This window comes from Micromonospora sp. WMMD967 (assembly GCF_029626165.1).
Classification (GTDB): domain Bacteria; phylum Actinomycetota; class Actinomycetes; order Mycobacteriales; family Micromonosporaceae; genus Micromonospora; species Micromonospora taraxaci.
This window is the reverse complement of the sequence record NZ_JARUBK010000001.1, coordinates 5,394,046-5,411,731: the sequence shown is the minus strand read 5'-3', so window position 1 is coordinate 5,411,731 and position 17,686 is coordinate 5,394,046. Positions and strand designations below refer to the sequence as shown.

The 17,686-nt window shown below is 71.2% G+C and carries 18 protein-coding genes; 15 read left to right on the top strand and 3 right to left on the bottom strand.

Annotated elements, in window-relative coordinates:
- The first annotated feature begins 32 nt into the window (after positions 1-32).
- Positions 33-2,420, top strand: a complete 2,388-nt coding sequence (locus tag O7631_RS24530; protein ID WP_278146394.1) for a discoidin domain-containing protein — start codon at positions 33-35, stop codon at positions 2,418-2,420.
- Positions 2,421-2,929: 509 nt separating this feature from the next.
- On the top strand, positions 2,930-3,781 hold the full coding sequence (locus O7631_RS24525; protein WP_278146393.1) for an alpha/beta hydrolase: 852 nt from the start codon (positions 2,930-2,932) through the stop codon (positions 3,779-3,781).
- A 90-nt stretch (positions 3,782-3,871) separates the two neighbouring features.
- Here O7631_RS24525 and O7631_RS24520 read toward each other — a convergent pair whose 3' ends face one another.
- Positions 3,872-4,888 (bottom strand): methyltransferase, encoded by a 1,017-nt coding sequence (locus O7631_RS24520; protein WP_278146392.1) that lies wholly within the window; start codon positions 4,886-4,888, stop codon positions 3,872-3,874.
- A gap of 80 nt (positions 4,889-4,968) precedes the next feature.
- Positions 4,969-5,373 (bottom strand): hypothetical protein, encoded by a 405-nt coding sequence (locus O7631_RS24515; protein ID WP_278146391.1) that lies wholly within the window; start codon positions 5,371-5,373, stop codon positions 4,969-4,971.
- A 320-nt stretch (positions 5,374-5,693) separates the two neighbouring features.
- Here O7631_RS24515 and O7631_RS24510 point away from each other — a divergent pair, with 320 nt between their 5' ends.
- The 7 genes from O7631_RS24510 to O7631_RS24480 all read left to right on the top strand — a co-directional run bounded on the left by O7631_RS24510 (position 5,694) and on the right by O7631_RS24480 (position 10,723).
- Positions 5,694-5,996: an urease subunit gamma gene (locus tag O7631_RS24510; RefSeq protein ID WP_278146389.1), complete on the top strand. Its 303-nt coding sequence runs from the start codon at positions 5,694-5,696 to the stop codon at positions 5,994-5,996.
- A complete protein-coding gene (locus O7631_RS24505; protein ID WP_347403520.1) occupies positions 5,993-6,328 on the top strand; it encodes an urease subunit beta in 336 nt (111 codons plus the stop codon). Before O7631_RS24510 ends, O7631_RS24505 begins: the two co-directional genes overlap by 4 nt.
- Entirely contained in the window at positions 6,325-8,028 is a 1,704-nt protein-coding gene (locus O7631_RS24500) for an urease subunit alpha (RefSeq protein WP_278146388.1), read from the top strand. Before O7631_RS24505 ends, O7631_RS24500 begins: the two co-directional genes overlap by 4 nt.
- Positions 8,028-8,750 carry an urease accessory UreF family protein gene (locus tag O7631_RS24495; protein ID WP_278146387.1) on the top strand — a complete coding sequence of 241 codons (723 nt, stop codon included), beginning with the start codon at positions 8,028-8,030 and terminating at the stop codon, positions 8,748-8,750. The genes O7631_RS24500 and O7631_RS24495 overlap by 1 nt, the downstream gene beginning before the upstream one ends.
- 91 nt (positions 8,751-8,841) lie before the next feature.
- Positions 8,842-9,513, top strand: a complete 672-nt coding sequence (gene ureG / locus O7631_RS24490) for an urease accessory protein UreG (RefSeq protein WP_347403544.1) — start codon at positions 8,842-8,844, stop codon at positions 9,511-9,513.
- Entirely contained in the window at positions 9,513-10,229 is a 717-nt protein-coding gene (locus O7631_RS24485; protein WP_278146386.1) for an urease accessory protein UreD, read from the top strand. The genes ureG and O7631_RS24485 overlap by 1 nt, the downstream gene beginning before the upstream one ends.
- Before the next feature lie 119 nt (positions 10,230-10,348).
- Positions 10,349-10,723 (top strand): cupin domain-containing protein, encoded by a 375-nt coding sequence (locus O7631_RS24480; RefSeq protein WP_269679261.1) that lies wholly within the window; start codon positions 10,349-10,351, stop codon positions 10,721-10,723.
- 21 nt (positions 10,724-10,744) lie between these two features.
- Here O7631_RS24480 and O7631_RS24475 read toward each other — a convergent pair whose 3' ends face one another.
- Complete coding sequence (locus O7631_RS24475) at positions 10,745-11,209, bottom strand: MarR family transcriptional regulator (RefSeq protein ID WP_278146385.1); 465 nt, start codon at positions 11,207-11,209, stop codon at positions 10,745-10,747.
- Positions 11,210-11,305: 96 nt separating this feature from the next.
- Between O7631_RS24475 and O7631_RS24470 the strand changes: the two genes are divergently transcribed.
- The 6 genes from O7631_RS24470 to urtE all read left to right on the top strand — a co-directional run bounded on the left by O7631_RS24470 (position 11,306) and on the right by urtE (position 17,674).
- Positions 11,306-12,388, top strand: a complete 1,083-nt coding sequence (locus O7631_RS24470; protein ID WP_278146384.1) for a substrate-binding domain-containing protein — start codon at positions 11,306-11,308, stop codon at positions 12,386-12,388.
- A 433-nt stretch (positions 12,389-12,821) separates the two neighbouring features.
- Positions 12,822-14,066 (top strand): urea ABC transporter substrate-binding protein, encoded by a 1,245-nt coding sequence (gene urtA / locus O7631_RS24465; RefSeq protein WP_278146383.1) that lies wholly within the window; start codon positions 12,822-12,824, stop codon positions 14,064-14,066.
- A gap of 74 nt (positions 14,067-14,140) precedes the next feature.
- Positions 14,141-15,028, top strand: coding sequence for an urea ABC transporter permease subunit UrtB (gene urtB / locus O7631_RS24460; RefSeq protein WP_278146382.1), 888 nt, complete (start codon positions 14,141-14,143; stop codon positions 15,026-15,028).
- Positions 15,025-16,209 carry an urea ABC transporter permease subunit UrtC gene (gene urtC, locus O7631_RS24455; RefSeq protein ID WP_278146380.1) on the top strand — a complete coding sequence of 395 codons (1,185 nt, stop codon included), beginning with the start codon at positions 15,025-15,027 and terminating at the stop codon, positions 16,207-16,209. Before urtB ends, urtC begins: the two co-directional genes overlap by 4 nt.
- A complete protein-coding gene (gene urtD / locus O7631_RS24450; protein ID WP_278146379.1) occupies positions 16,206-16,982 on the top strand; it encodes an urea ABC transporter ATP-binding protein UrtD in 777 nt (258 codons plus the stop codon). The genes urtC and urtD overlap by 4 nt, the downstream gene beginning before the upstream one ends.
- Positions 16,982-17,674 (top strand): urea ABC transporter ATP-binding subunit UrtE, encoded by a 693-nt coding sequence (urtE, locus tag O7631_RS24445; RefSeq protein WP_278146377.1) that lies wholly within the window; start codon positions 16,982-16,984, stop codon positions 17,672-17,674. Before urtD ends, urtE begins: the two co-directional genes overlap by 1 nt.
- The last annotated feature ends 12 nt before the right edge of the window (positions 17,675-17,686 follow it).

The window sequence follows — 17,686 nt, the reverse complement described above, 5'->3', positions numbered from 1 at the left end:
TCAATGCCTTCCGTCCCGAAGGAGTGGTCGTCATGGCGGTCTCCCGCCGCAGGTTCGTCACGTCCGTGATGGCGGGGTCCGCCCTCGCCGCCGCCTCCAGCACCGAACTGCTCGCCAGCATGTCCAGCCCCGCACACGCCGCCAGTCCCCCCGGGGACGTGGTCGGCAAGGTGACGGTCGGCTACCAGGGCTGGTTCAGCGCCCCCGGCGACTCCGCGCCGATCGGCGGCTGGTGGCACTGGAGCCGCGACAGGTTCCAGCCGCCGTCGCCCGCCAACACCACCATCGTGTCCTGGCCGGACATGCGGGAGTACACCCGCACCTATCCCACCGCGTACCCCAACCTCGGCAACGGCCAACCGGCCACCCTGTTCTCCTCCTACGACCAGCAGACGGTCGACACCCACTTCCGGTGGATGCAGGAGTACGGCTGCGACACCGCGGCGCTGCAACGGTTCAACCCGACCGGCGACGAGGGGCCGACCCGTGACGCCATGACGCTCAAGGTCCGTTCGGCGGCCGAGCGCTACAACCGCAAGTTCTACATCATGTACGACGTCACCGACTGGTTGACGTTCCAGTCGGACATCAAGACCGACTGGACGACGAAGATGGCCGCACACACCGCGTCCAGCGCATACGCCCGACAGAACGGCAAGCCGGTCGTCTGCATCTGGGGCTTCGGCTTCAGCGAGCCCAGCCGCCCCTTCACCCCGGGCCCCTGTCTGGAGGTCATCAACTGGTTCAAGGCGCAGGGCTGCTACGTCATCGGTGGTGTCCCCACCTGGTGGCGGCAGGGCATCGAGGACTCCCGCCCCGGCTTCCTCGACGTCTACCACGCGTTCAACGCGATCTCACCGTGGATGGTCTACCGGACCAGCACCCTCGAAGGGCTCGACTCGTACTACAACAACGTCAACATCGGCGACATGGCCGACTGCGTGGCCCACGGCATCGACTACCTGCCCTGCGTCATGCCCGGCGACCTGGCCGGGGGGCACCGTCGGCACGGCGACTTCTACTGGCGGCACATCTACAACATGGTCCGGCTCGGCTCCCAGGGCCTGTACGTGTCCATGTACGACGAGTACAACGAGGGCAACCAGATCGCCAAGACGTCCGAGACCCAGGCCACCACCCCGGCCGGCGCGAACATCCGGGCACTGGACGAGGACGGCGTCGCCTGTTCCTCCGACTACTACCTGCGGATCACCGCCGACGGCGGTCGGATGCTCAAGGGCCAGCTCGCGCTCACATCGGTTCGTCCCACCCCGCCGATGGTCGGCACCCCACCCCCGACCGGCGGCGACCTCGCGGCCGGCCGGTCCACCTCGGCCAGCAGCCAGAACGGCCCCTTCGTCGCGTCCAACGCGGTGGACTCCGACGCCGGCAGCTACTGGGAGAGCGGCGGCGGCGCGTTCCCGCACTGGTGGCAGGTCGACCTCGGCGCCAGCCAGCAGGTCAGCCGGATCGTGGTGCGGCTACCCGCCGGCTGGGGCGCGCGTACCCAGACCATCACCGTGCAGGGCAGCGCCGACGGCAGTTCCTTCTCGACCATCGCCGCGGCCTCCGCGTTCACCTTCGACCCGGCCACCGGCAACACCGTCAGCCGCACGCTCACGACCACCACCGCCCGCCACATCCGGCTCAGCATCGCCGGCAACACCGCCTGGCCTGCCGGCCAGCTCGCCAAGGTCGAGGTGTACGGCGCCAGCGGCACCACTGACACCCCGCCGACCGCCCCGGGCGCTCTCACTGTCACCGGCAAGACGTCGAGCAGCGTGTCCCTGGCCTGGACCGCGTCGACCGACGACAGGGGGGTCACCGGCTACCAGGTACGCCAGGGCGGCACAGTGGTCTCCACCGTCACAGGCACCACCGCCACCGTCAGCGGGCTCACCGCGTCCACGTCGTACACCTTCACTGTCGTCGCCCGCGATGCCGCCGGCAACACCTCCGGCGCGTCCAACGCGGTCACCGCCACCACGGACGCCCCGGCCAACGCGGACCTCGCCCGGGGTCGGTCCACCAGCGAGAGCGGTCACGTCCAGAGCTATGGCTCGGGCAACGTGGTCGACGGTGACGCGAACACCTACTGGGAGAGCGCCAACAACGCGTTCCCGCAGTGGGTGCAGGTCGACCTGGGTTCCTCGCGCACGGTCGGGCGGGTGGTGTTGAAGCTGCCGCCGTCGTCGGCCTGGGGTGCTCGGACGCAGACCCTCTCCGTGCAGGGCAGCACCGACGGGTCGAGCTTCGGCACGTTGGTCGGGTCGGCGGGGCGGGTCTTCGACCCGGCCAGCGGCAACCAGGTGAGTCTCACCTTCACCGCTGCGCAGGCCCGTTACGTGCGGATCACCGTTACCGGCAACACCGGCTGGCCGGCCGGGCAACTGTCGACCCTGGAGGTCTACGCCAGCTGACCGGTGAGTGGGCGGCCGCCGGGGGAGCGGCGGCCGCCCCGCTCGGCGTGCCCGCTCGCGGGCTGCCCGCTTGTCGGGCACCGGGATGGCTGTCCCAGAATACGAGGAATCACTCCTATCCAATGGGATGGCAGTGATGATCAACTCAGTATCGGCGAAGGTGGGGTATCAATGTCGATGGGATACCGCGACTTCGCCGAACTCGTGTTGATCAGGGGCCGGCGGGTCGAACGGGTCGCCCTCGGTGCCGCCATGACGGCGGATCGGCAAGCGGAGTGCTACGTCGCGCCGGTCGAGGTTCGTGCCGGTCGTTGGCGCGTACCGTCTCGCCGATGTCGCCCGCCGCAGCCGGCGCCGGCCGGTGCTGCGCGACTGGCGGCGATGGTCGGCCGCGCTCGTTGACCAGCGCTTCTGTCTCTGTTTGAGGGGCCTTCGGCGGCCGGCATATCCCGCGACCGGGCGGGAAAGCGCGGGGCGTCCGACAGCCCAGACCGGAGCAGGAGTCAAACATGCCTTTTATCACCGTGGGGACGGAAAACTCCGCGCCCATCGACCTGTACTACGAGGACCACGGTTCCGGTAAGCCGGTGGTGCTGATCCACGGCTTCCCGTTCAACGGCGCGACCTGGGAGAAGGTGACCACCCAGCTGCTCAACGCCGGATACCGGACGATCACCTACGACCGACGCGGTAACGGCAACTCCGCCCAGCCGACGTTCGGGTACGACTACAACACGTTCGCCGCGGACCTGGACGTGCTGATGACCGAGCTGAACCTCAACGACGTGACCCTGATCGGTCACTCGATGGGCACCGGCGAGGTCGTCCGGTACCTGGGCAACTACGGCTCGCAGCGGGTGAGCCGAGCGGTGCTGCTCAGCCCGCTGCAACCGATGCTGGCCAAGGCGAAGGACAACCCGGAGGGTGTCGACACGAGCCTCTTCAAGGGTTTCCAGCAGGCCATCATCAAGGACCGGTTCGCCTACCTGACCCAGTTCTGCGACGCGTTTTTCAACTACAGCGAGAACAAGGGCAAGCTGGTCAGCGAGGAGGCCTACCGGGCGCACTGGCAGATCGGCGCCATGGCCTCCGGTAAGGCCACCCACGACAGCGTGGACGCCTGGCAGGAGGACTTCCGCCCCGACCTGCCGAAGATCGACATTCCGGTGCTGATCGTGCAGGGTGACAAGGACAACGTGCTGCCCTACCCGGTGACCGGCCAGCGACTCGGGCCGATGATGCCGACCGGTCAGCTCATCACGCTCAAGGGCGCGCCGCACGGTCTCCCGTGGACCAACGCCGACGAGGTCAACAAGGCGATCATGGACTTCATGAAGCAGCCCGCGAAGGCTCGCGCCTGACCCGTACCGGTAGCCGATCGGACACCGGCGCCGTGACGGCGCCACGACACCCGGCCCACGGTTCGCACCGGGGCCGGGTGTCGTCGTCGGTCAGGCCCGGCGGGCCACCACCGCGCCGTTGGCGCCGGGCGCGTCGAACGGCACCGTCCGTACGTCGACGAAGCCGGCGTCGGTGAGCCAGGCGGCGTACTCGGCGCCCGAGTAGTTCCGGCCACCCTCGGTCTCGACCAGCATGTTCATGCCCATCAGGGCCGCCTCCGGTGGCCCGGTGCGCTCGTCGTTGAGCAGCAACTCGCAGACGACGATCGCCCCGCCCGGTGGCAACGCCGCATGGCAGCGGGCCAACAACGCCCGGTTCGTCGGCTCATCCCAGTCGTGCAGGATCATGCTGAGCAGGATGACGTCGTGCCCGTCCGGTAGCGCCGGGTCGGCCAGGAAGTCCCCACCCACCGCGTCGACCCGCCCGGTCAGGCCGGCCTCCGCGATCCGCTCCCGCGCCCGTACGCACACGTGGGGCAGGTCCAGGACGGTGGCCCGCAGGTCGGGCAGCCGGCGGCAGAACTCGATCGGGAACGCGCCGGCCCCGCCGCCGACGTCGAGCAGCCGGCGGTACGCCGAGAAGTCGTACGCGTCGGCCAACGCGCTGGCGGTGAAGCTGGACGTGGAGAACATCGCGTCCCAGAACTGCGCCAGCATCTCCGGGTCGGCGGTGTCGAACATCGACTGCTGGGCCTCCGGGTCCCAGGTCAACGGGCGATCCGTGCGCAGCGCCTCGCCGATGCGGTGCCAGGGCAGGTAGGTGCGCAGATCCGAGTAGCGGACCTGCGCCCCGAAGTAGTACGGGCGACCCTCGACCAGGAACTGCTCGGCCAGCTCGGAGTTGCGGTAACCGTCGCCGGCCTTCTCCAGCAGGCCGAGCGACGCGCTGGCCGCCAGCAGCAGGTCCGCGGGCCGCTCGGGCAGCCCGAACTCGGCGGAGGCTTCCTCGACGGTCATCGTCCGCCCGCCGGCCAGCCGGGTGAACAGGCCCAGCTCGACGCCGACCGCGAGGGTCTTGAACCCCCACACACCGGCCACCAGGCGCATCAGGGGAGTCGGAGAGATCATGCGGTCATCAGATCACGATTCGTGTCCGTCCACGATGGTCGATCACGCCCGCAGCAGGGAGACCGGCCCGACGGTCGGGGCTAACCGGCTCGGCCGGTGGTCCGTCGGCCGACCCGCCGTGCGGCGAGGCTCACCGCGGTGCTGCCGGCTGCCGTCCCGACCAGCACCAGCAATGCCCCGACGGCCCACAGGCCGCTGTCGTCGGTGGACGCCGCCCGCCACGTCCAGGCCGCCGTGAAGGCGACGGTCATCACCGGCACCACCAGCCACGGGCTCAGTCGTCTACCGGCGAGCGCGGCCAACAGCACCAGCGTCAGCACACAACCGATCACCTGCCACGCCTCGTACGGGCCGCTCGTCGCACCGGTCTCCGCGTCGACCGTGTGCCCGTTGTCCCAGCCCAGCCAGAGCAGCCAGGCCCCGACCGTGGCCGCCGTCAGGAACAGGACACCGAGCAGTGCGCGCGTACCCCTCGTCGCCGTCATCGGACGATCATGCACGGCGCGACGCGGCAGCGGAATGAGTACCGGTACCCGGCCCGGCTCGGATTCCGGACGACTGTTGCCCCGGCCGGTGGTGATCCTCTACGGTCGGCTCAGCGGTGGGCGGTGCGGTCCGCATCCGACCGGACACCGCCGGTTGCCCGTCGCGCGGGCCGGGATGGTGGAGTCCCGGGTCGCCCCGTCGGCGGGAGACTCGGCGGTCGTGTGACTCCAGCTCGTACCCCGGGTGTTGCCGCCCGGTGCGGCTCCCCGCGGGGGGCCGCCGACGAGCCGGGCACGCCGATCCCACCGGGAGAAGCCCCGTGTTCCTCAGCCCGCACGAGCAGGACCGTCTGCTCGTCCACGTGGCGGCCGATGTCGCCCGCGCCCGCCGCGAGCGCGGCCTGCGCCTCAACTACCCCGAAGCCGTCGCGATCATCACAGCGTTCCTGCTCGAAGGGGCCCGCGACGGCCGGTCCGTTGTCGACCTGATGGCGTCCGGCCGGACCGTGCTCGGCCGCGACGACGTCCAGGACGGCATCCCCGAGCTGCTGAGGGAGGTGCAGGTGGAGGCGACGTTCCCGGACGGCACCAAGCTGGTGACGGTGCACCACCCGATCCCGTGATCCCGGGGGAGATCCTGCCGGCGTCCGAACCGGTCGAGATCAACGTGGGCCGGCCGGTGACCACGGTGCTGGTGGTCAACACCGCGGACCGGCCGGTGCAGGTGGGCTCGCACTACCACTTCGCCGAGGCCAACCCTGCGTTGTCGTTCGACCGGGGCGTCGCCTGGGGGCAGCGGCTCGCCGTGCCGGCGGGCACCTCGGTCCGGTTCGAGCCGGGCATCAGCCGCAGCGTCGACCTCGTCCCGTTCGGCGGAGCGCGCGTCGTGCCGGGGCTGCGCGGCGAGTGCGCCGGCCCGCTGGACCGTTCACCGGCTGAGGGGTCGTCGCGGTGAGCGCCGTGCGGCGCGACCGCTACATCGACCTGTACGGGCCCACTACCGGTGACCGGATCCGGCTGGCCGACACCAACCTGCTGATCGAGGTGGAGACCGACCACTGTGTGGGCGGCGACGAGGCGGTCTTCGGCGGCGGGAAGGTGATCCGCGAGTCGATGGGGCAGTCCCGGGCCACCCGCGCCGAGGGGGCACTGGACACCGTCATCACCGGTGCCGTGGTGCTCGACCACTGGGGTGTGGTCAAGGCCGACGTGGGGTTGCGCGACGGGCGGATCGTGGCGCTCGGCCGGGCCGGCAACCCGGACACCATGCCCGGTGTCCACCCCGACCTCGTCATCGGCCCGGCGACCGAGGTGATCGCCGGCAACGGGCGGATCCTCACCGCCGGCGCGGTGGACACCCACGTGCACTTCATCTGCCCGCAGATCGTCACCGAGGCGCTGGCCAGTGGCATCACCACACTCGTCGGCGGCGGCACCGGGCCGGCCGAGGGGACGCGGGCGACCACCGTCACCCCGAACGGCTGGCACCTGGCCCGGATGCACGAGGCGTTGGACACGATGCCGGTCAACGTGCTGCTGCTCGGCAAGGGCAACACCGTCTCGGAAGAGGCGCTGTGGGAGCAGTTGCGGGCCGGCGCGGGCGGTTTCAAGCTGCACGAGGACTGGGGCACCACGCCGGCGGCCATCGACGCCTGTCTGCGGGTGGCGGACGCGTCCGGGGTGCAGGTGTCCATCCACACCGACACGCTCAACGAGGCCGGTTTCGTCGCCGACACCCTGCGGGCGATCGGTGGTCGGGCGATCCACTCGTACCACACCGAAGGCGCCGGAGGCGGGCACGCACCGGACATCATCACCGTCGCCGGTGAGCCGAACGTGTTGCCGTCGTCGACGAACCCGACCCGGCCGTACACCGCCAACACCCTCGCCGAGCACCTGGACATGCTGATGGTCTGCCACCACCTCAACCCGTCCGTGCCGGAGGACCTGGCCTTCGCGGAGAGCCGGATCCGCCCGTCCACGATGGCCGCCGAGGACCTGCTGCACGACCTCGGCGCGATCTCCATCATTGGCTCGGACGCGCAGGCGATGGGCCGGGTCGGCGAGGTGATTCTGCGGACCTGGCAGAGCGCGCACGTGATGAAGGACCGGGTGGGCGCGCTGTCCGGCGACGGCGCCGCCGACAACCACCGGGCCCGGAGGTACGTGGCGAAGTACACCATCTGCGCGGCCATGGCGAACGGGCTGGAACGGGAGATCGGCTCGGTCGAGCCGGGCAAACTCGCCGATCTGGTGCTGTGGGATCCGGCGTTCTTCGGCGTACGACCGCACCTGGTGCTCAAGGGCGGCATGATCGCGTACGCCCAGATGGGTGACGCCAACGCCTCGATCCCGACGCCGCAGCCGATGCTGCCCCGCCCGATGTTCGGGGCGTACGGTGCCGCGGCGGCGGCCACCAGCCTGGCGTTCGTGGCGCCGGCGGCACTGGACGCGGGGCTGCGCCTGGATGTACGACGTCGGGTCGTGCCGGTCAACGACGTGCGCTCGCGGGGCAAGGCCGACCTGCCGGAGAACAACGCCATGCCGCGCATCGAGGTGGAACCGGACACCTTCACCGTGCGGATCGACGGTGTGGTGGTGCAGCCGGACCCGGTGACCCGCCTGCCGATGGCCCAGCGGTACTTCCTGTTCTGATGGCGACCCCGAGCCTGCTGTTGCTGGTGGCCGACGGGCGCTTCCCGGCCGGGGCGCACGCGCACTCCGGAGGTCTGGAGGCGGCCGTCGCCGCCGGCCGCGTCACCGACCTGCCGACGCTGGAGGAGTTCCTCGCCGGACGGTTGGCCACCGCAGGTCTGGTCGGTGCGGCGTTCGCGGCCGCCGCGCACCGCGCCGCCGTGTCCGGGAACGCCGATGCGGACAGGGCGGCCGGAGGCGCCGGTGCGGGCCGGTCGAGCGCGTTGGCCCAGCTCGACGCGGAGCTGGACGCGCGTACCGCCGCACCCACCCTGCGGGAGGTCTCCCGCCGGCAGGGCCGGGCGCTGCTGCGCGCCGGCCGCACCATCTGGCCGGACGCCGGGTTCGGGGACCTGCCCACGACACCGTGCGGGGTGCACCAACCGTTGGTGCTCGGGCTGCTCTGCGCCGCGGCCGGGCTGTCCCGCCTCGACACCGCCACGGTCGCCGCCTACGGGACGGTGACCGGGGCGGCCAGCGCCGGCGTACGTCTGCTCGGCCTCGACCCGTACCGCGTCCAAGCCCTGCTGGTCGGCCTCGCCGACGCCTGCGACGGCACCGCCGCCGACGCGGCGCGGGCCGCCGACGGTCCACCGGAGCGGCTGCCGGCCGCCGCCGCCCCACTCGCCGACATCCATGCCGAAATCCATGCCACCTGGGAGGTGCGTCTCTTTGCGTCCTGACACCGCTGTGCCCACCGCCGAGTCGACCACACTGCTGTCGACCGCCGCGCCGCACGACGAGTCCGTCCCACACACCCATCCCGAGCCGGGGGTGGATCCGCACCCGCCGCTGCCCCGTCCGGGCCGTGCCCTGCGCGTCGGCATCGGCGGCCCGGTCGGGTCCGGCAAGACGGCCCTGGTGGCCGCGCTCTGCCGTGCCTTCGCCGACGAGCTGCGGCTCGGGGTGGTGACCAACGACATCTACACCACCGAGGACGCCGACTTCCTCCGCCGGGCCGGAGTGCTGGACCCGGCGCGCATCCGCGCGGTGGAGACCGGCTGCTGCCCGCACACGGCGATCCGTGACGACATCGGCGCTAACCTGGACGCCGTCGACGAGCTGGCCGAGGCGGTCGGCCCGTTGGACCTGGTCCTGGTGGAGAGCGGCGGAGACAACCTGACCGCGACCTTCAGCCGAGGGCTCGTGGACCGGCAGATCTTCGTGGTGGACGTGGCCGGAGGGGACAAGGTGCCCCGCAAGGGCGGCCCGGGCGTCACCGCCGCCGACCTCCTCGTCATCAACAAGACCGATCTGGCGCCGCTGGTGGGCGCCGACCTCGCCGTGATGGACCGGGACGCGCGGGCGCGGCGCGGCGACCTGCCGACCGTCTTCCTGTCCATCGTGGGAGATCCGACGGCGAGTCGGGTCGCCGACTGGATCCGGCACGAGTTGGCCCACCACGCCGCCCTGCACCCGCTCGCCGTGCCGGTGGAGCCGCTCTGATGCGTGCGCTCGCCCGGCTGGTCGCCAGGGCCGACGGCCGGGGCGGGACGACGCTGGTCGAGCTGCGCGGCGAGACGCCGCTCCTGCTGCGCCAGACCCCCGCCGACGGTGGTGTCGCCACCGTGCACCTCGTCGGTGGGGCGGCCGGCCCGCTCGCCGGCGACGATCTGCGGCTGGAGATCGAGGTGGGAGCGGGCGCGGCGGTGCGGGTGCACACCGTCGCCGCGGCGATCGCCCTGCCGGGCCGGCCGGGTGCGGTGTCCCGGATGACGGTACGGGCGGTGGTGCACGCCGGTGCCACCCTGCACTGGCTTCCCGAGCAGCTGGTCGCTGCGGCCGGCTGCGCGCACCTCGCCGATTCCCGGGTCGAACTGGCCGCCGGGTCGCGCCTGCGGTGGCGCGACGAGCTGGTCTGCGGCCGGTACGGCGAGTCGCCCGGCGGCGCGGTCGTGCACACGCGGGTCGACTACGCGGATCGGCCACTGCTGCGTCAGTCCCTGGCGGTGGGGCCGCACGCGCCCGGCTGGGCCGGCCCCGCGGTGCTCGGCGGGGCGCCGGCCACCGGTTCGTTGCTGGTGGTCGACGAATCGCGACCCGTCGAGCCGGCGGCGGTGGACGGGACCGTCGCCCGACTGCCGCTGGCCGGCGGACCGGCGACCCTCTGGACCGCCACCGCCCCGGACGCGCACACCCTGCGGGCCCATCTCACCCCGTAGGGAGGCGCGGTTCCGGGCCCTCGTGTTCGGCATCCTCGCCCGGGACGGGTCCGCCGCCCCATATGGTCGAAAACACCCCGCGACTGCCGGTCGCGCGCGACGCCGCACAGGAGGCCGTGATGAGTGGAGACGATCGACCCGCGGGCATCAGTCCGACAGCGGTGGAGGGAGCGCCGGGCCTGTGGCGCGTCGACCTGCAGAGGCACGATCTCAGCATTCCGGGGCGTGAGGTCGTGCAGAGTCGGGTGGAGTTCACGCCGGACTCCCCGCCGTTCAAGCACTTCCACCCCGGCGAGGAGATCATCTGCGTGCTCCAGGGATCGCTGGAGTACACGCTCGAGGGCCAGCCACCGGTGGTGTGCAACGTGGGTGACGCCCTCACCGTGCCGTACGGGGTTCACCACCAGGCGAAGAACGTCGGCGACGGTGTCGCCGTCGAACTGGCCACGTACGTCGTGGAGAAGGGCAAGCCGCTGCTCACCAAGGTCGAGTGAGCCGACGAGACGGTGCGCGGGTCAGCGGCGTGATCCGGTCGCGTCGGCGCGGTCGCCACGACGCGCCGGGTCGAGGCGGTCGACCAGGTCGTCGAGCCGCTCGACCAGGCCGGTGCCCGTCGGGATGCCCAGCTCCGCCAGGCTGGCCCGGACCCGCTGGTCGAGGCGTTCGTGCTCGCGTCGGCCGCGTGTCGTGAGGTACGCCCGGATCCGTCGACGGTCCAGCGGGTCGATCCGGCGGAAGACGAGGTTGCGGTCGACGAGGTGGTCGACCAGTTTGGTGAGGGTGCCCGGAGGCAGCGACGCCTCGGCGGACACCTCGCTCATCGGGTGACCCTGGCCGTCGGCGAGGAGGCAGAGCACCCGCCACGCCTCGATGGTCAGCGCGTCGTCGGCCAGCACGGCGCCCAGGCGGCGGGAGAGCAGCCGTTCGGCGCGGGTGAGCGAGCGCAGCAGGTCGGCTGGCGCCCCGGGCACGTCTGACATGCGACTCCTTGGTCCGGTGGCCCCGCCATGGTACCGAGTCGTCCCGGTCCGTGGTGAGCTCTGGCCTTCGGTCGTGGGTCGGGCAATCATGTGCTCATGTCTGCTCCGGCACCGCCGTGGCTGACCGTCGACAGTGCCGTGGTCAGCATCGCGCTGGTCTATCCCATGCGCGGGCCGGGCGGGATGTTCGGCCCCACCTGCGAACTGTGCGCGCAGCTCGCGGTGGAGGAGATCAACAGCTGTGGCGGGGTGCTGGGTCGTGAGCTGCGGCTGGTGCCGGTCGACGGCGGTGCGCCTCCGGCCGAGGTGGCCGCCGAGGTCGAGGCGTTGGTGTCGGTGGGGGCCGTGCAGGGGGTGACGGGGTGGCACATCTCATCGGTGCGCCAGGCGCTGGCGCCCCGCGTCGCGCACCGGGTGCCGTACGTCTACACCGCACTCTACGAGGGCGGTGAGCGTACCGAAGGGGTCTTCCTGACCAGCGAGACGCCGGACGCCCAACTGTGGCCCGCGATGCGGCTGCTCGCGGGGGAGCAGCGGGTGCGTCGCTGGTTCGTGGTCGGCAACGACTACGTCTGGCCCCGCCGGACGGCACGGGCGGCGGCGCGGTACGCGGTGCGTGGCGGCGGGCAGGTGGTGGGCCAGCACTTCCTGCCGTTGGACGCGCACGACTTCGGCGAGGTGCTGCGGCGCATCGAGCACAGCGACGCGGACGCGGTGCTGATGCTGCTGGTCGGGGCGGACGCGGTGCGGTTCAACCGGGCGTTCGCCCGCTCCGGGCTGGACCAGCGCTGCCTGCGCCTGAGCACCCTGATGGACGAGAACATGTTGCTGGCCAGCGGGGGCGGCGCGACACGTCGGTTGTACAGCACGGCGGGCTTCTTCGCCGGTCTGGTGACCCAGGAGAACCTGGACTTCCACGGCGACTTCGCCCGCCGCTTCGGGGTGGAGGCGCCACCGCTGGGCAGCCTGGGGGAGTCCTGCTACGAGGGCGTGATGCTGCTCGCCGCGCTGATCGGCCGGGCCCGCACCCTCGACGTACGGGCCATCGAGACGGCAGCGGACACCGTGGCGTACCACGGGCCGCGCGGACGGTTGCGGCTGCGCGGTCGGCACGTACGTCAGCGCATCTATCTGGCCGAGGCCGATGGGCTCGACTTCACTGTGCTCGCCCAGCTCTGACGCGCCTCGCCCGGGAGCGGCCCGGTCCGGGTCGGCCGGACCCTTGACAGCCGCACCCGACCCGGACCTAAGATACTTCCTGTGTGAAGGATCTGCCCTCGGGGTCGGATTCCGCCAATGCGCGCCCCGGTCGGTGAAATCGTCTCCCGGCCATTGTGGTGATTCTTTTTTCCAGCCTCTCTGAACGGCCGTAACCGTTTCTCCGACGGTGCCGGCCGTCTTTTCGTGTGCGCCCGACAGTCGGCGCGGAAACAGTCAATTAAGGACCGGGAAACACTCGCGCAATGATGCCGGTCGACGCTTTCGGTGCCCATATCCGAGTCGATGCCTCGGGCCGACGTCCACCCGCCTGCCCGGCATCGCCCACGTGAGCTCCACCGGACCGCACCGACCGTCCTTTCGCCACTTCCTCAGTGCACCGCAGGGAGAGTAGATGTCACTGTTCCCCGGCCGCCGCATCCTGGCGGGTGCCATGACCCTTTTCGCCGCGGCCGCGTTGACCGCGTGCGGCAGCAAGACCAGCGACGCGGGCACCGCGTCCGGCGTCACCGCCGACGTCTCCGGCGACACCGTCAAGGTGGGCCTGCTCAACTCGCTCTCCGGCACCATGGCGATCAGCGAGGTCACCGTCCGCGACTCCATCATGCTCGCCGTCGAGGAGATCAACGCGGCCGGCGGCGTCCTCGGCAAGAAGATCCAGCCGGTCGGTGAGGACGGTGCCTCCGACTGGCCCACCTTCGCCGAGAAGGCCGAGAAGCTCATCTCCGAGGACCGGGTCGCCGCTGTCTTCGGCTGCTGGACGTCGGCCAGCCGCAAGGCCGTCAAGCCGGTGTTCGAGAAGAACAAGGCGCTGCTGTTCTACCCCGTGCAGTACGAGGGTCTCGAACAGTCTCCCTACATCTTCTACACCGGCGCGACGACCAACCAGCAGATCGTTCCCGGGCTCGACTACCTCAAGGCGCAGGGCGTCAAGTCGGTCTATCTGGTGGGCAGCGACTATGTCTTCCCCCGTACCGCCAACAAAATCATCAAGGCGTACGCGACCGCGAACGGGATGACAGTTCTCGGTGAGGACTACGCGCCGCTCGGGTCCACCGAGTTCGGCACCATCGTCAACAAGGTCAAGTCGTCCGGCGCCGCCGCCGTGTTCAACACGCTCAACGGCGACAGCAACGTCGCGTTCTTCAAGGAGTACAAGTCCGCCGGCCTGACCGCCACCGCCATGCCCGTGGTGTCGGTGTCGATCGCCGAGGAAGAGGTCAAGGGCATCGGCACCCAGTACCTGGAGGGTCAGCTGACCGCCTGGAACTACTACCAGACCACCCCGGGGGCGGCGAACACGAAGTTCGTGGCCGCGTACAAGGCGAAGTACGGCGCGGACAAGCCGACCAGCGACCCGATGGAGGCCGCGTACGTCGCCGTGTACCTGTGGAAGGCGATGGTCGAGAAGGCCGGCGCGTTCGACGTGGAGAAGGTTCGCGCCGCGTCCGACGGGATCACCTTCGACGCGCCGGAGGGCCTGGTCACTGTGGACGGGAAGACCCAGCACATCGCCAAGACCGCCCGGATCGGCAAGATCGGCGCGGACGGTCTGATCACCGAGGTGTGGAACTCCGGCAAGCCTGTCGTACCGGACCCGTACCTCAAGACCTACCCGTGGGCTAGCGGCCTGAGCTGACGACGCCGGCCCGGGCGGGGCGTGTTGCCGCTCGCCCCACCCGGGCCACCCGACCAGCAGTTCGGAGACCCACAGTGACGATCCTCTTCGGTCAACTCTTCACCGGCATCAGCATCGGCGCGGTGCTGCTGCTCATCGCGCTCGGCCTCGCACTGACCTTCGGCCAGATGAACGTGATCAACATGGCGCACGGTGAGTTCATCATGGCCGGCGCGTACACCACCTACGTCCTCCAGCAGAGCATCACCGGGGCCGGCTGGTCGCTGGTGGTCGCGCTGCCGGTGGCGTTCGTGGTCGCCGGCACCATGGGTGCGCTCCTGGAGCTGCTGCTCATCCGCCGGCTGTACGCCCGACCGCTGGACACCCTGCTGGTCACCTGGGGTGTGTCGCTGATGCTGCAACAGCTGGCCCGGGACATCTTCGGCAGCCCCAACGTACAGACCCGCGCGCCGGAGCTGCTGACCGGCAACGTGGCGCTCCCCGGTGGGCTGACCATCGCCAACAACCGGCTGTTCATCCTGGCCCTCGCGCTGGCCGCCGTCGCGGCCCTCACGCTGGCGCTGCGGCTCACCCCACTCGGGCGTCGCATCCGCGCGGTGGTGCAGAACCGGGACCTCGCCGCGGTGTCCGGCATCGCCACCTCCCGGGTCGACCGGACGACCTTCTTCGTCGGGTCCGGGCTGGCCGGGCTCGCCGGGGTGGCGCTGACCCTGCTCGGCCCGATCGGCCCGACGATGGGCACCAACCTGATCATCGATGCCTTCCTGGTGGTCGTGGTCGGCGGGATCGGCCAGCTCAAGGGCAGCGTGATCGTCGCCTTCGCCCTCGGCGTCCTCCAGGCCACCGGGGAGTACCTCACCACCCTCAGCGTCGCCAAGGTGATCGTGTTCGTGGCGATCGTCGCGTTCCTCCAGTGGCGGCCACAGGGCCTGTTCACCCTGCGGACCAGGAGCCTCGCATGACCGCCGTCACCCCCGCGCCGCCCAGCACCGCCGTCCGCCCCGCGCCCGCCGGCGCCGCACCACCAAACCCGCCGCGGAAGCGCTCGCGGCTGCGCGCAGCGGCCGGCTTCGCGTTCGGCGCGGCGCTGCTGTTCGCCGTCGCGCCCCTGGTGCTGTCGGACTTCCGGCTGTCCCTGCTCGCCAAGTACCTCTGCGTCGCCATGGTCGCCGTCGGCATCGGGATCGCCTGGGGCCGGGGCGGCATGCTCACCCTCGGCCAGGGAGTCTTCTTCGGCCTCGGCGGCTACGCGATGGCCATGCACCTCAAGCTCGCCGACGCGGGCCCGGGCGGGATGCCCGACTTCATGCAGCTGTACGGGCAACTCGACGAACTGCCGCTGTGGTGGAGACCGTTCGCCACCCCGTGGTTCGCGCTGCCCGCGACGGTGCTGCTACCCATGGCGGTCGCCTTCGGGCTGGGCTCGCTGGTCTTCCGCCGCCGCGTTCGGGGCGCGTACTTCGCCATCCTCAGCCAGGCGCTCGCCGCCGCCATGGTGATCCTGCTGATCGGCCAGCAGGGCACCACCGGTGGCACCAACGGCCTCACCGACATCAAGGGCTTCTTCGGGTACGACCTGGACGACCCGGTCAACCAGCGGATGGTCTACTTCGTCATCGCGGGCACTCTGTTGGCGTTGCTCGCGCTGGCCCGTCAGCTCATCCACAGTCGCTACGGCGAACTGCTGGTGGCGGTCCGCGACGGCGAGGAACGGGTCCGCTTCCTCGGGTACGACCCGGCGTCGGTCAAACTCGTGGCGTACGTGGTCGCGGCCGGGATGGCCGGGCTGGCCGGAGCGTTGTTCGTGCCGGCCGTGGGCATCATCTCGCCCGCGCTGATCGGCATCGTCCCGTCGATCGAGTTCGTCATCGGCGTCGCGGTGGGCGGCCGGGCCACCCTGCTCGGCCCGGTGCTCGGCGCCGTGGCGGTGGCGTGGGCGCGTACCGCCCTCTCGGAACGGTTCCCGGGCACCTGGACGTACCTCCAGGGCCTGCTCTTCGTGGTGGTGGTGGCGTTCCTTCCCGGCGGCCTGGCGTCGCTGTGGGCGCTGGCCCGCCGTCGTGACGGCGGCGGCACACCAGCGCGGCGGTGGTGGTCACCACCGCGCCGACGACGCGCCGAGCAGGAGGTGACGACGGCATGAGCGGTGAACGGTTGGACGGGTTGTCCGTCCGTGACGTGCGGGTCAGCTTCGACGGTTTCACCGCCGTGGACGGCGTGTCCCTGGAGGTGCCCGCCGGTGACATCCGTTTCCTGATCGGGCCGAACGGAGCCGGCAAGACCACCCTCGTGGACGCGATCACCGGCCTGGTCCGGGCCACCGGCTCGGTCCGCTTCGGTGACGACGAGCTGTTGGGCCGCCCGGTGCACCGAATCAGTCGCCTGGGCATCGGACGGACGTTCCAGACGTCGGCGGTCTTCGAGGAGCTGTCGGTGTTGCAGAACCTCGACATCGCGGCGGGCGCCCGGCGCGGCTGGGCGACCCTGGCCCGCCGTCGGCGGGGTGTCCCCGACGACGTGGCGGCGGCGCTGGAGACCATCGGGCTGGTCGACCGGGCCGAACACCTCGCCGGGACGCTCGCGCACGGCCAGAAGCAGTGGCTGGAGATCGGGATGCTGCTGGTGCAGGACGCGCGACTGCTGCTGCTCGACGAGCCGGTCGCCGGCATGAGCCACGAGGAACGCGACGCCACCGGGACGCTGCTGGAAACGGTGAGCCGGGACCGCACGGTGGTCGTGATCGAGCACGACATGGACTTCCTGCGCCGGTTCGCCCGCAGCGTCACAGTGCTGCACGCCGGACGCGTGCTCAGCGAGGGGACCGTGGCGCAGGTCCAGGCGGACCCGCGCGTGCAGGAGGTCTACCTTGGCCACCCGGTCGACGCCGGGTCGGCCCCCACCGGCCTGGAGGCATGATGCTGACGTTGCGTGCGGTGCACGCCGGGTACGGCCGCAGTCGGGTGCTGCACGGCGTCGACCTGGCCGTCCCGCCCGACGGGGTGGCCGCGGTGCTCGGGCACAACGGCGCCGGCAAGAGCACACTGCTGCGGGTCGCCGCCGGATTGCTGCGCCCGAGCGCCGGCGTCGTCGAGCTGGACGGTGAGGACGTCACCCGCCTCGGACCGCACGAGCGGGTGGCGCGGGGGATGGCGTACGTCCCGCAGGGCCAGCAGTGCTTCCCGCACCTGACCGCCGCGGAGAACCTGCGGTTGGTCGCCGACGGCCGGCGCGACGGCGCGGTGGCCACCGCCGAGGTGCTGGACCTGTTCCCGGCGTTGCGTCCGCTGCTGCGGCGTCGGGCCGGGCTGCTCTCCGGAGGCCAGCGCCAGCAACTGGCCATCGCCCGCGCTCTGATCACCCGGCCGAGACTGCTGATGCTCGACGAGCCGACCGAGGGCATCCAACCGTCGGTGGTCGCGGAGATCCAGGAACGGATCGTCGAGCTGACCCGGCAGTCCGGGTTCAGCGTGCTGCTCGTGGAACAGCACCTGGGTTTCGCGCTGCGCGTGGCGGACCGCTACCAGGTGCTGGAGTCCGGCCGGGTCACCTCGCACGGCGACGGGGGTGTCACGGCGGAACGGGAGGTCCGGGCGGCCCTGGCGGTGTGAGCCGGCGCGGAC